A 15108-nucleotide genomic window follows, 5' to 3' on the forward strand; every position below is an offset into this window, starting at 1 on the left:
CATTCTCCCCGTTTGAAAACCTTTTATTTTTTTATAAACAAAAAAATACGGGAAAAAGATCCCGTATTCTCAACCAATTTACATTATATTCAACAAACTATTTTTCTATACTTTGTAATATTGCTCCCAGCCTTTACGTGGAGGTGGGCCAACCAACAAGGCTTGTGCGAATTTATCGTTAACCACTTCCTTTTTCACGGGATCAAAAGCAAGCTTCGCATTGAGCCGTTGAGCGATGACGCCTAAGCAGAATACTTGACTTAGCGGACCAGCGATAGCAAATGTAGAGCGCGTTTTCTCCTCACCTTTACACGCCTTTAAGAAATTCGCAAAGTGATTGGAAGGAGTCTGTGGCACTTGGGGTAATTTGCTTGCCATTTCTTTTGCCTTCTCCTCTGGGATAATCTGTAGCGTGCTAGCGTGCGAACCGCCTTTGAAGGTTAAATCCTTTCCATAGATTATTTTTCCGGGATTAAGCTTTGCCGGCTCTATTTTACCGGTGCTTGGTGGCGGAATATTCGGGTCGAGGCCGGAAACGCCATAACCTTCCGGAATCGGAGGAAGATTATCCAAACCATCATACCAATTGATATCTAAAGCAGGCATTTTCTTGCGTGCCGCAAATCGGAATTTTAGCGTAGACGACATTGGAAAAAAGAAAGAATTATGCCCATCCAACGAAACAGCTTCTACAGCGGTAGGTAAGCCCAAGTCTAGAAACTCATGTGCCGTATCCAAAATATGTGCTCCCCAATCACCTAAAGCCCCCATACCAAAATCAAACCAGCAACGCCACTGTCCGTTAATAAAATCCTTATTATAATCGTGGCCTAGGGTTTGCATTTGCCATAGTTCCCAATCCAACGTATCTGGAATCGTTTCTGCCGCGGGGAACCCTTTTATATTGGTATCCCAGCTATGCCAACGTCTTGGCATATTCATATGCGCGTCAATACGAGTAACGTCTTTGATAATCCCGGCATCTTTCCAAGCCTTAAACTGGAAGTAGTTTGCTTCGGAGTGTCCTTGATTTCCCATTTGGGTAACCACCTTTGGAAACTTCTTAGCTTTCTGCATCATCAGCTCCACTTCACCGAATGTTTGCGCCATCGGTTTTTCTACATACACATGTTTACCGAGATCCATAGCCATCATGGTAATAGCAAAATGGGCAAAATCCGGCGTGCCAACGGTCACCGCATCGATTTGGTTCCCCATTTCGTCAAACATCTTTCTGAAATCTTGGTAACGAGGCACATTAGGGAACATCGCAATCAACTCTTGCGTTTGCTTTGCACCCATATCGACATCACATAAAGCAACGATATTACATAAGCCTGTTTTATACAGCTCTTTAATGATCTCTCCGCCACGATTACCAATGCCTATACCTGCTAGGTTAACGCGTTCATTGGCTCCCGCTAATTTCACCTGTCCGAGTAAGCTATTAGACAGCAACATGGCACCGCCGGCCATCGCCGTACGGCTGATGAAGCTACGACGTGATAGATAATGATTCATTTTCTCCATTTTAATGATGCCCTATTTTACTTTCTTCACCTTAATACTGCGGAACGACACTTCATCGCCATGATCCTGCAACAGAATATGTCCGGTGCTTGCCTCACCAAATTTATCCCAATCTTTATACTTGCTGATTGCGACGATATCCTTAAACGCTTGTGAACCGCGCTGGTAGGAAAGCATTTTCACACCATTAAGGTAGTGGGTCACCTGATTATCCGCTGTAACGACAACCCTTCCACGGTTCCATTGCCCGATAGGGCGCCGTGCGCGGGCATTACGATCTGAGGTAATCAAATCATATAGCGAAGCCAAGGTACGGTTTCCATCTCTACCCAATTTCGCATCGGGATGTTTTTCATCGTCCAACACTTGGTATTCCAACCCAATAGCCGAACCAGATGTCTTCTCTTTCAGCGTCACAAAATACTTCACCCCACTGTTTGCCCCTGGTGTTAGCTTAAATTCAAAAGAAAGGTCAAATACTGCATATTGATCTTTAGTGATGATATCCCCTCCGTTGGTAGACTCGCCTCCATCCGAGCGCAACACTTTAATTTCTCCATTTTTAATTTGCCAACCTTTACTCGGGAATGCGTCACCACGCACGCTACGCCAACCATCCGAACTACTGCCGTTAAACAATAATTTATAGCCGGCTTTCTTTTCTGCGGAATTGAGGTCATTGGGTTTAAGATTGACCACATACACATCTTTAGGAAAAGCTTGGGGCTTTAGGTTTTCCGTTTGGATACGGATATTTTTAAAGTACACTTTCTTGCCATCTTGGGCATCAGCTATGCTGTGAACCTGAAGACCGATAAAACCACTGGCATCAATAGTATCCACCACATAGGCAACAGGAACACCGTTGATCCAAGTACGCAGCTCATCACCAATGGCCTCGATACGCAGGTGGTTGAACGCATCTGCTTTATAAGCTGTTTTCGCCTGTTCATTCAGATCCAAGGGATAAAGCCAATCTCGGCGGGCCTCATCATAAATACCGCCACTCCATGCTCTTGCCGAAGGATCAATCTCGACCTGCCGACCATAGACGCGCCCGCGCCCATTGTTTGCCGAAGCATCGATATGACTACGTGTTTGGACGCCAGAATTGGTTTGGTTGCCTTCTAGCTTGATATCCAGTTCTAAGATAAAATCACCATATTCTTTTTCGGTAATCAGGAATGAATTCGGGGTTCCCTTGGTCATGGTACCTACGATTGCGCCATCTTCTACGGTGTAAGGAGCTTTACCTCCAACCGACTTCCAGCCTTGTAGGCTTTTGCCATCAAAGAGATCTTTCCAGCCTTTTTTTGAACTGGCGGACTGCGCTTGGCTATTGCTCGGTAAACAAAATAATAGGAGCATACCACAGGCAGGCAGTAATCTTCTGAACGAATTAACGTAGTTCATTATCATGAATATTTAGTTTGATGTGTTTATAAAAATCGTTAGCCCCCCGCTCCTCAACAGCCATACATCCTTTTTTCAAGCAAGAAAAAATCTATAATGGTTTATAATTATGCGTTTGCTATCGGTACAAGTATATTAATTATTTACTAGCAACGCGAGTAAAAAACATGTTATCTACGAAAACGTTTTAGCCCGTTTCTATAAAAAAAACGCGCAAATAGATGATTTGCGCGCTTGTACAATCTCTCGAAAGAGCGTTGCTATGCCCGATAATAACGCAGCTCGATAATATTATTCGGAATGGGAAGACTATTCCATTCTTTATGGATTACCAAGGCCGCTCCAATAGCTGTCGCTTGAGCCATCGAGGCGGCATAGACCTCCATGTCTTTAAAGCTTCTCGCCAATAGATTCATAAAAATACTGTTCTTACTAAATCCTCCATCCACGAAAATACGTTTTACGGACTTATGAGATAGCGTAAGCCTAGTAGACGCCACCTGCGCAGACACTAAATAAACCATCAGTGCGTGATAGGCCTCTTCATAATTGGCAAAAGCTGCTAAATCTAATGTACCGAATGCGTCCAAATTAACGGGGATGTCCTGACCTTCGATTAAATGGTCTACAGTAGGCCAATCGATCTCTACATTTTTAAAACGTGCAGTCGTAACATTGAAATGTTCCGCAATACGTTTTGTCTGCAGCTCATGTTCATAGCCAGCAAACAATCGCGAGGCCTTCACAGGCGTCCCAGCGTAAGTCATATAAAAAAGACAATCTTTTTCAAGCTCTTCCTTCGTAAGCACTTCCTCGTTAAAAGGGTTCAGGGAAATACACCAAGTTCCTGTAGAAATCAAAATGAAAGGCTCATGAAAGTTGAGCAGATAGGGAATCAATGCTGAAGAACTATCGTGCAGCCCCACACCTACTTTGTAGGTGCTTCCTGGGAAAGCGGCAGAGAAAACCTCGTCGCCTCGAACAATCGGTGCCAGTTTTTCTGCTATGCCCGTATCGCTTACCCACTGGTGATAGCGATTATGTTCAAAATCCCATAATGCGGTGTGGCAACCGATACTGGTCATATCCGTATACATCTGCCCCGACACCAAGAAGCTCAAATACTGAGGCAAATGAACAGCAAATTTCACCTGCTGAAAGACATCCGGCTGTTGCTGTTGTATACGATAAACCTGCAGGCCAGAGTTCAGGCTGCCTAGAGCAGGCGATGCGGTCTGCAAAGAAAATTCCGCGACGCCCCCATAAGCTTCATGCAGAGCACGCTCCAAATCTCTCGGATAATCTTTGAGGTAATTATAGAGCGGTGTCAAAGGACGACCGCTCTCATTTAGATAGACAAAACTTGCTCCGTAAGATGTAAAATTTATGGCTTTAATATCAAATTCATCGCGACGGAAGACTTCATGCAGGGAGTCGAAAACGGATAGCCGTAGGCTTTCCAAGTTTTCACAGGCATCCCCATCTTCATCCTCCGTTTCCAAAAACCGGGCTGAACGCTCAAAAACGATCTTATAGTGCTCGTCAAACAAAAAAAGTTTCTTGTTTGTCTTTCCTACATCGAAAACGGCGACAACCGGTATGCGTGCTTTCCCCATAAATGAAATACTATAATCCTGTCGCTACTGACTGCGCACCACGCTCTTCAACCAGCTTATTTCTAACATCCAATTCATTGAACAACGCTACAGGGTTCAAGGCCGCCCCACGACGTAGACGTGCTTCTGCGACAATGGCACGCACGTCTGTCCGGTAGGCATGTTGTAAAATCTCCTGCGCGGCAACCACGTCATTGTTTTGTTGCGCAGCCTTCAAAGCCGTACGATCGACCAACAGTGCTTGCGCGTAAGCGATCTTTATAGCATCAACAGATTGCAACAAATCAACCAGTGGGTCTTTCAAATTGTGGGATGCATCGATCATCCATCCCAAACTTGTTGCATGATCGATACCTCGTGCATCCATCCCGTCAACCAGTTCGTTGAAGATCAAAAATAGCTGATAGGGCTTAACACTTCCCGCTGTTAAATCGTCATCAGCATATTTACTATCGTTGAAGTGGAAGCCCGCCAATTTGCCCTCCATCAACAATAATGAAACGATCTGCTCAATGTTAGCATTTGGCAAATGGTGACCCAAATCCACTAAGGTGTAGGCTTTATCCCCCAATTTATTGGCCAGCAGTAGCGATTGTCCCCAGTCGGCAATCGTTGTCGAGTAGAAATTAGGTTCAAATGCTTTGTATTCCACAAATAGCTTCCAATCTTCGGGCAGATGCGCGTAGATCTCTTTCAAGCTTTCCAGCGTATTCTGAAATGCCTCGCGAAAGTTCAACTGTCCTGGAAAGGAAGATCCATCAGCCAACCATACCGTTAGCGCTTTCGAGCCCAAGGCAATACCGTGGTTGATCACCTCGATATTGTGGTCGACAGCTTGCTTACGCACCTTTGGATCAACGTGATGTAAGGATCCAAATTTATAACTGTACTCCTGCCCAGGCTGATCTTGGAAGGTATTGGAATTCACGGCATCAAATGCCAATCCGTAAGATGCTGCCAACTCCTTAATTTTTTCAGCATCTTGGGGAATGTCCCATGGAATATGTAAGGAAATCGCTCCGCTAGACTGGTTCAAGGCATGCAATAAGCCTACGTCTTCAATTTTCTGCTCCAAATTGCCCGGTTCCCCTTTTCCTGAAAAGCGACCGAAGCGCGTCCCACCAGTGCCCAAGGCCCAGCTTGGTATAGCGATTTGAAATTTCTCTAGCTTTGAAATAACTTCTTCAACATCGGCAATATCTTCTGCAATAAAGGCGAAAGCGCGTTCGTGTTTAGCTTTGAGTCCTTCGTTATGTTTTTCTATATGTCTTTTATCTATTCTCATCTGAAAAAAGTAAAAATTAAAAATTAAAAAATGACACGTTAGACGTGACAAGTTTTCGGATAGCATTGCATCAGCGCAACGATATCTTTTAAAAAATGTTTAGCGTACAAAGGCCATGGCGACACCACCGTCCACGTTCAACACGTTTCCGGTAGACTTGCTTAAGTTGCCTCCTACGAAGGTAAAGCAAGCATTCGCAATATCATCTGGCAAGATGATCTGATTTAATAGTGTACGTTTTGCATAATAGGCTGGCAATTCCGCTACCGTTATGCCATAGGCTTTTGCACGGCCTTCTGCCCAGCCACCAGCCCAGATATTACTATCGGAGATCACCGCATCAGGGTTAACCACATTGACACGTACACCAGCGGCTCCTAATTCAGCAGCATTCAAGCGGCTTAAGTGCAGTTGTGCCGCTTTAGCACTACCATAGCCGGCATTGTTAGGTCCGCTTACCAAAGCATTCTTACTAACGATATTCACCACATCACCACCAACGGCCTGCGCCTTCAACACTTTAGTGGCAGCCTGCGTAACCAAGAACTGTCCTTTCACCAAGACGTTATATAACAAGTCCCAGTCTTTTTGGGTGTGATCTTCAATGGTTTTGGAGATGGACAAACCAGCATTATTAACAATAATATCTACGCCTCCAAAGGCCAATGCCGCTTTCTTAAGCGCTTCTTCGATCTGTTCTTGATTGGTTACATCCAGCTCTGCTGTGGTTACAGCATCCTTGCCAAACACGTCTATAAATTCCTGCTCAGCGCCTGCAAGACGCTCGGCATTCATGTCGTTCAACACGACTACGGCCCCCTCGTTTGCAAATCTCTTGGCAATAGCTTTACCTATTCCACCAGCACTACCCGTCACCAATGCAATCTTACCCGACAAAGGCTTTGGCTTCGGCATACGTTGAAGCTTAGCCTCTTCCAACAACCAGTATTCAATATTAAATGCTTCCTGGCGAGGTAAGGACGTGTATTCACTCACCGCCTCCGAGCCTTTCATCACGTTGATGGCATTGATATAAAACTCTGCGGCAACACGCGTTGTCTGCTTATCTTTTGCAAACGCAAACATCCCTACCCCCGGATACAGGATGATTACCGGATTACGATCGCGGATAGCCGGACTGTTCTCATGTTTGCATGTCTCGTAATACTCGGTGTACATCGCCCGGTAGTCTTCAAACAATGGCGCTAACTGCGCTTTTACAGCTTCCACATCGCTCAAGTCGGCAGCTTTATCCAAGTTCAGGACAAGTGGTTGAATCTTCGTGCGCAAGAAGTGATCCGGGCAGCTTGTTCCCAAAGGAGCAAGACGTTCCAAATCATTGGAGTTGATATACTCTAATACCTTCTCATCATCCGTGAAATGGCCAATCATGTGGCGTTCGCTGGAACAGAAACCACGTAGTATCGGCGCCAATTTTGCAGCCTGTTCTTTTCGTTCCTCTGCAGGTAGGCTTTCCACCTTTTGTCCTCCAAAAACAGGTCTACTCTTTCCGTAGTTCTGCTCTAAATACTCTGCGCAGGCTTCAATAACATCTAAGGAGTTTACATAGCTTTCATAAGCGGTATCTCCCCAGGTAAACAAACCGTGCGAACCGAGCATAATACCACGGATTCCCGGATTTTCCTCCAAGCAAGCGCGTAGTTGCAGACCAAGATCAAATCCCGGCTTCTGCCATTCCACCCACCCTATTTGCCCATTGAAAAGCTCTTGCGTGATCTTCTTACCATCTTTTGCCGCAGCGATGGCGATAGCAGCATCGGGATGCAGGTGATCGATATGTGCAAAGGGAAGGAACCCGTGAAGCGGCGTGTCGATCGATGGCGCCTTCGACGCCAAATCGAAGATACAATGGTTGAACAACTCGACCATTTCGTCTTCGTGCTCAATACCGCGGTAGACTTTCTCGAGATTACGCAAACGCTCAACATACAATGCTGCCAGTCCCGATTTTTTCAACGTACCGATATCTCCTCCCGATCCTTTGATCCACATCACCTCCACTTCTTCTCCCGTCAAAGGGTCTTTATCTATTAGCTTACAGGACGTATTTCCGCCACCATAATTTGTAATTCTTAAGTCTGATCCCAATAGATTGGAACGATATAACAATAAAGCAACTTCATCTCCTTCAAGAGATTTCGCTTTGGCATCATCCCACAAGTAGTTTACGTGTTTATATTCTTTCACGATTCAAAATTTTTATGTGTACTATTCTAATGTTTTTGCAAATCCAACTATACAGATGGAAAGGATAATGGTCACGATACCAGCGACGATCGACGTGTAGGTCGACTTATTAACGCCCTTCCATTCTTTCAAAATAACTCCCCATGCATTGGAGATCAAGATAATAAAGGCCATGTGCAGTATCCATGAACTGGCACCATTGCCCAAACGGCTTTCGCCCATGCCATAGAAGAAAAACTGCAGATACCAGGTTGTTCCGCCCAACGCACAGAGCAATAAATTCTTGCCCAGCGGAGCCGATGACTTCCCATAGTCTGAAAATGTTTTATTCTTGGTCAACAGATAAAGACACCATATGACATTGGTGGTGAACCCTCCCCACAAGATCACGATATACGTGACATTGTTTTGGTAAAGAAACTCGCCCTGATTAGGATTTGCGGCTTTCCAAAGTTCATTCGCTACATCGGCCATCGGCTTACCCGCTTCGATACCGAAATTGAAACAAGCACTAAGAACGCCCGACACGATGGCCACGGCAATACCGATACCGAAATTAAAATCGGACTTTGTTTCGGCAGATAGACTAGCCAAGCTCTTTTCTTTCAGCATACCGGCGCGACCACAGAGGTAGATCCCAAGCACACAGACCAAGAGCCCTACCAGCACACAACGCCCGGCATTAGTGGTCAAGAAATAGTCTATACCTTGTTTACCTACTGTTTCGTTAAAGAAGTAGTAGATCGCCGGCATCAACGAACCAAACACCATACTTAAACCCAAGATCACACTGCTTCCCAAAGACACCCCTAGGTAGCGAACGCCCAAGCCGTATGTCAATCCTCCGATTCCCCAAAGTAACCCAAACAGATAGGTATAACCGAGGGTTGACGTACCTGATTCACGAATGATATCCACGAAATTCGGGATGGTTATGTAAGCCGCAATTGGCGGCACGATGATCCAAGAAAACAATCCTCCCAAGATCCACATAGCCTCCCACGACCATCCCTTAACCTTTTTGTAAGGTACATAAAAGCTCCCCGACGCAAAACCTCCAATAAAGTGGAATATAACTCCCGCTAATGCATTCATAAATTATGTTTTAAAATAAGATAGATTCATATTGATGCTCCAAGATAAAATGAAAAATGGGTAAAACTGTTATGCACTGTCATGCTAACACCTTTTACCCTTTTCGCCCAGATTTACATATGCTTTCTACATTTGTTGCTCGAGTAAGTTGACCACATCTTTCTTACGTTCGATGGGCAGTACCTGCAAATCCATCAGCTTTCCGTTGCGCAACACCCCGCTTACGGTGGTTTGCTGACCAGCATGCAACTTAAAATCTACATCCCATTCTTTGGGCCACGCAGGGAACAATAGAATTTGACCTTCCACAGTTTGTAACAGCATTTCCTGTAAACCGATCATCCCCGATCCGCCCCAGTTATGATCGGGAACCCAATCAAATCCCGGCCCCCAAAATGTCGGAAAGCGGCGGTCGGCATTGCCTAGTTTTAACAAGGTCAACCGCTTGGCTTCTTCTGTCAAACCAAGGCGAGCGGCAAAGATATTATCCTGCTTCCAGCCCACATGGCTTCTGAACTTCTGCACATCCGGATCATGCCAATAGGCGTTTTGCGCTACGTCGATATCCGGCAAGCCTACCCCATATATCCCCCAAGGGAATACTGGATACAACTGCGGAGATTCCGTGTTATTTACCCGAGCCCACACTTGGGCGGGCGCTAGCATCTTCTTTCCATCCAATGTTCGGGTAGGCAATGGCGGAATCTTCGCTAAGAAAGTTTTAAAATAAGCACGTTGGGTAGTATCCAGCACTTGATCGGGCAGCAGCAGCAACCGACTGGTCACTTGCCGCAGGGCTGCTATTGTGGTCGACGCGTTGTAAGCCATCTTATAGGTCTCTGCCGATGATCCTGGATAAAAAACGAGATGACCATCCTGATCCAGCACTTTGCTTCCGCGTTGTCGCGCGCGATATTGATAATGCTCATCAAAAAAACGGATGCAGCTTTCGACAAAAGGCAGGTAGCCTTTGATCGACTGGCCTCCGTAGTTATGGGTTTCAAGCATCATCATACAAAACTCCAGTACCGTATCCCACTGATACTCCAACCAAGCATTATATTCCAATCCCGGATCATAATCTTTGGGGCGTTTCCAGTTGTATTCTGCCGGATTGGGTAGTCCAAAGTTTTCCAACTGTTCGGTAAAACTTGCCCCGGCATGTCCCCAGTAGACCTTGGATCGCCACTCTGCATTACGCTGTATGCGCTGGTAAAACTTAAACTGCGACGCCATCATGTCTAGGTCTCCACTTTTGAGCATCGGCCAATATACCAGTCGCTGGTTTTGCGCGGTATGCGTTCCGCCGCCCCAATTTCTAAAGTCTGGCGTAAATGTAAAGCTGCTGTCTACTCCTGAAGGGTCGTAGGTAAAGAGGCCACCGTTAAACTTCGTGGGGTATTCGCCGTAGGCATTGCAGGCCAACATGTAGCGAAAAAGCTGATAGTTTCTCCCGATCTGCCATGCTGCATCTGCTGTATCCTTGGCTGACGGATGGATGGCGATGTAGCTGCGCGACCAAAAATTTGACCACCATTTTTCGGCCTTTTGTTTCACTTCAGGCAACGCGCTCCATTTTGTAGTCTGTTGTTCAACATACTTTTTCCAGTCGCTCAGCTCAGCAGCTTGGCGTACCAACAAAGTCGCCTGCAGCCGATGTGTCGTGGCTGCCTTTTGGCTTTTTAAGCGCCAGCCCATAAAGTCGGTATCCAGATAACGTCCATGGTGATAGCCATCGAACAGCATATGCTGCCCCTGCAAGATACCTCCCGATATGAGGGGGTAGAGCGGATTGAGTAGCGAGTCTTTCACCGATTCCAGCTTTTGCTGTCCAACGACGATATCAAAAGCTGTTTCCGGTTTGTTTTGGTGAAAGAACAGCAGGCCGTTGGGTATTGCAGAGATGCTGTCCCGATGCGTTACCACCGGTTTCGGCGGCGCCCATTTCCACGAGTTGGCATTGTTTTCCTTTTTTTGCGGATAAAGATCTTTGTAGCGCCAATTTTCATAGGTTGCTACGAGCTCCACCTTCTTATCGGCTTTTATCTCTACATGCACATTGGGTGCGTGCACATCCACCCAAAGGAGCAATTCGGCTTTTACACCATTGCTCTGCCCGGCAATAGCTACTTGCCCCTTTTCCAACAGCAGTTCCTGCCGGAACGCTACGCCTTCAAATGGATTTGGCGACATGTTCAAACGCACACGTCCCAGTTTCAGTAACGTATTATTCTCGTCAAAAGCGCCACTCTTTCCCAGATAAAACAGGACATCACCATTTTCCACCCACACATTCAGGCCGATATCGCCAGCACCTACGGGCATCGACTCGGATGAATTTTTACTTGGGCTGGTCCACAGCACGTGGTAGCCCTTCCAATCAAACGACTGCGCCTGGAGCTGCTGCAAAGACCATAAAAGAATAAGGAAGGTGATAAACGTACTTTTTCGATTCATATCCATGTTATCCCTTGATCTACCAATCGTCGGTTCGGAACGAACCTACGGGCAATCCGTTTACGCCAAATATTTCCCCTACGACAAAATCCCGAAAGGCATATCGTACTGCAACAGGATGTGGAACACGCGGTGATGACGCGACAATCGTCTTCCCCTGTATGTTTGCCGTCGCTGGGTAAAAAACTTTATTATCACCTGCGATTTCCAGCGTCGTAATTTCTTTACCAAAAGCGGTAAGCCCCAAGGGCGCATCTTGGAAACGCAATGTCGCCGTACTTCCATCAATGGAGAGGCTATCGAAGCTTGGGCTACGGTAAGCGACGGCTTCCAAGCCATAGCTTCCACCCAATGCCAATAAAGCAAGCCGTTCGCCACCCTCCTTTTTACGTGCTGGGTGAATACAATTTTCTTCCCCCAAATCCAATGTCACGGCCATGCCGCTATGTGGAATATGTTTTAAAGATTTTCGCTGTGCATCGCGCAGATATGCGGAGTTATACTTGCCTCCCAATAAAAATGGCGGCAGTGAAGCATAATCAAAGGGTGCTATTTGCGTAAAATAAAAGGGAAGTTGACCATCATTCCACAGCTTCCTGTACTGCGTTACCATGCGCGGAAATAAAACTTCGTACGCCTCAGGACGTTCGTAATTGGATTCTCCCTGATACCAGATGATGCCTTTTATCCCGAAACCGATCAAGGGATGAATCATGCCGTTATAGAGCATAGTGGGCACTCGATTCTTATCTTTCAATCCTTCTTCTTGCTGCGGGATCTTGATGTCCTGTTGATCAGCGAGCCACGCGGCATCCATCCAAGCTTCCACATTAGAGCCTCCATAACTGCTCACGATAAGCCCCACCGGAACCTTCAACTGCTGGCGCAGCCTTTTGCCAAAGAAATAAGCGGTTGCGCTAAAGTTTGCCACAGTCGATGGACTTGCGACTTTCCATCGTGAGGGTTTACTATCGGCTGAGGGTTTCAATTGTGGATTTCGCGGAACGGTATATAAGCGCAACTGCTGATCTTCGCTATCCAAAATTGCTTCGGTACTTCCCATAATGGGCTGCGCAGGATATCCTTTCATCGGCATTTCCATGTTCGATTGCCCAGCACACAACCAAACTTCGCCCAGCCAGACATCGGCCAGCGAGATGTTTTCATCCGCTGAAATTTGTATTGCATAAGGACCGCCAGCTTTGGCCGTCTGTACCTCTTGACGCCAACTGCCATCTTTATCGGCTTTTGCCTGATAGGTCTTATTATCCCAAGAGGTTCGTACCTTCACTAGGGACAAGGGCTTTGCCCAGCCCCATATAGGCACATTTTTTTGCTGCTGTAAAACCATCCCATCGGTAAAAATCGCCGCGAGGCGAACTTCAGCTTTCAAGGACACTGCTGCAAGGAGCAACAGCAAGGTGAGGATTTTTTTCACGCGAAACAGTTTAAAATTTTCAGATCTAACCTTAGCTTATCGGGCAGGCAGCCAAACCGACATATCACCAAACTCCCGATTACCCCAAGCAAAATACGGAATAAGCCGTACAGATACGGCTTTCTTTTCGTCCTTGGAAAGCGTACGATACAGGCTATTCCATTGTCCAGCTTCGTCTGTATATGCCTTTCCTTCCAAGAAGACCAAATCTTGTCCCAACACGGCATCATGAACCGGCTCGAACCGTTCGGCTGTCTTGATTTTTAATGCAAAAAGATCTTGTTCATTAGCCACATCTGCTTGTTCTAAACAGTAGACCACAGGACCGCGTTTTACAGCAACCTGATTCCGTGTTTCCTCCACCAATGGGTTCGCCTCCATAAATTCCACCTCCATCGGCAGGTGGATACGAATACGATCGCCTTTCTTTACCCCCCCTGCGAGCTGTGCATAGCCCTTATCTACCTTGAAATCTACCTTTTTATTATTGAGATGAATTTCTGCTTGGGATGCCCATCCGGGGATACGAAATTTCAGTTGGTAGTCGCGAGGTACTTCTTCTACGACAAAAGTAGCGTCGCCATCCCAAGGATAATTAGACTCCTGTTTGATCTTGATGGCCTTCGCGTTAAACTTGGTATCCAACACATTGCCCCCATAAAGGTTTACCCAAACGGTATTTTCCGACAGGCCGTACGCGTAGTTTGCTACCTCGGCTATCGTACGCACCACATTGGGTGGGCAGCAATTGGAGAGTGCAATGTAGGGCACACGCTTCTTGGACCAGCGTTGCTGAAAAGGCAGCGCATGGGAGAAACTGAGCGGATTGGTGTATAAAAATTTATCGCCATCCAAGCTTATTCCGGATAGCACCGAATTATAGAGGGCCAACTCCAACACATCCATATATTTGGCATCGCCCGTCAAGTTGGTCATGCGCCAGTTCCACAGCATGTTGCCAATATTGGCGCATGTTTCGTTATGCGCCGTCAGATTGGGCAGTTGGTAATCTCTGCCAAAGGCTTGATGTATCTTTTGTACTTGGGTTGGGTCATATGATGTGCCATCGGGCGATGTCCCGTCATACAACGAACCAAGACCACCGGTGATGTACATTTTATGTTGCACAACATCGTCCCATATGTTAAGAAGTCGATTACTCAGCGTCGTATCTTGCAATTCGGCACACAGATCGGCTACGCCGGCATACAGGTAGCTAGCGCGTACGGCATGCCCCATCGCCTTATTTTGCTGGCGGAATGGGATGCGATCTTGGTTATCATCCGTACCATCTTCGATCTCGCCTTTGATGTCTACCAAGTGTTTGGCCAGCTCCAGGTATTTCGGTTCTTTGGTCGTCCGGTAGAGCTCGACCGTGCCCATGTAGTGCGAAGGGCATATCGCATTACGCGCCAAGGTAGGGTTCGATTTTTTATAGAATCCATACAGGTAGTCGGCCGCCTTGATGGCGATATCCAACAGGTTACGTTGCCCGGTAACGCGGTAGTGAATACATCCGGCTGTCATCAAATGCCCGATGTTGTAGGATTCAAAGCTCAAGCGATCCTGAAACTCGATGTTCGTTCCCGCATTACGCTGATCGATCGTTGCTTTCGTATAGATATAGCCATCGGCACGCTGCGCCTTGGCAATGACCGGGATCACCTGATCGATCATCTGCAAGAGCTTCTTATCTTTAGTCTGTGCATAGAGTGCGCAAACGGCTTCCAGCGTTTTGTAAAAATCGCCATCATGGAAGGAAGGGCCTTTGTGCTCGCCTTGTTCAAGTCCAGCGGCGATTTCAAAATTCCGATAAGCGTGGCTGATATCGGCCCTAGTGTACACTTCCCACAGATTGGGCACCATATGCTCGTAGCATGTTGCCGTCCGATCGGCCCAAAATCCTTTTGTCCAAGTTACATCGCCCATATCCACAGCCTTCTGTAGCGCAAATGGGCTAGAACTCGTGTTGGTTATCGCACGCTCCTGCGCGGACAGTCCCTTGCTTAAACAGAGCAGCGCAAGGCCTATACCGTATATTTTTTTATTGATCATTTTTTATCCTT

At 46.5% G+C, this 15108-nt stretch carries 9 protein-coding genes; all 9 read right to left on the bottom strand.

What is annotated here, in order from left to right; genetic code table 11:
• Positions 1-105 precede the first annotated feature (105 nt).
• The 9 genes from SCB77_RS09060 to SCB77_RS09100 all read right to left on the bottom strand — a co-directional run bounded on the left by SCB77_RS09060 (position 106) and on the right by SCB77_RS09100 (position 15097).
• On the bottom strand, positions 106-1521 hold the full coding sequence (locus SCB77_RS09060) for a Gfo/Idh/MocA family oxidoreductase (RefSeq protein ID WP_320186107.1): 1416 nt from the start codon (positions 1519-1521) through the stop codon (positions 106-108).
• A 21-nt stretch (positions 1522-1542) separates the two neighbouring features.
• Positions 1543-2949, bottom strand: coding sequence for a 3-keto-disaccharide hydrolase (locus SCB77_RS09065; RefSeq protein ID WP_380935923.1), 1407 nt, complete (start codon positions 2947-2949; stop codon positions 1543-1545).
• Between the two features lie 254 nt (positions 2950-3203).
• Positions 3204-4559, bottom strand: coding sequence for an FGGY-family carbohydrate kinase (locus SCB77_RS09070; RefSeq protein ID WP_320186109.1), 1356 nt, complete (start codon positions 4557-4559; stop codon positions 3204-3206).
• 10 nt (positions 4560-4569) lie between these two features.
• Positions 4570-5844, bottom strand: a complete 1275-nt coding sequence (locus SCB77_RS09075) for a TIM barrel protein (protein WP_320186110.1) — start codon at positions 5842-5844, stop codon at positions 4570-4572.
• A 99-nt stretch (positions 5845-5943) separates the two neighbouring features.
• Complete coding sequence (locus tag SCB77_RS09080; RefSeq protein ID WP_320186111.1) at positions 5944-8052, bottom strand: bifunctional aldolase/short-chain dehydrogenase; 2109 nt, start codon at positions 8050-8052, stop codon at positions 5944-5946.
• Between the two features lie 21 nt (positions 8053-8073).
• On the bottom strand, positions 8074-9147 hold the full coding sequence (gene rhaT, locus SCB77_RS09085) for an L-rhamnose/proton symporter RhaT (protein WP_320186112.1): 1074 nt from the start codon (positions 9145-9147) through the stop codon (positions 8074-8076).
• A 126-nt stretch (positions 9148-9273) separates the two neighbouring features.
• A complete protein-coding gene (locus SCB77_RS09090; protein WP_320186113.1) occupies positions 9274-11604 on the bottom strand; it encodes a DUF5703 domain-containing protein in 2331 nt (776 codons plus the stop codon).
• A gap of 19 nt (positions 11605-11623) precedes the next feature.
• Entirely contained in the window at positions 11624-13042 is a 1419-nt protein-coding gene (locus SCB77_RS09095) for a sialate O-acetylesterase (RefSeq protein ID WP_320186114.1), read from the bottom strand.
• Between the two features lie 36 nt (positions 13043-13078).
• On the bottom strand, positions 13079-15097 hold the full coding sequence (locus SCB77_RS09100) for an aceric acid hydrolase (protein WP_320186115.1): 2019 nt from the start codon (positions 15095-15097) through the stop codon (positions 13079-13081).
• Positions 15098-15108 lie beyond the last annotated feature (11 nt).

Source organism: Sphingobacterium bambusae (assembly GCF_033955345.1).
Taxonomy (GTDB): Bacteria; Bacteroidota; Bacteroidia; order Sphingobacteriales; family Sphingobacteriaceae; genus Sphingobacterium; species Sphingobacterium bambusae.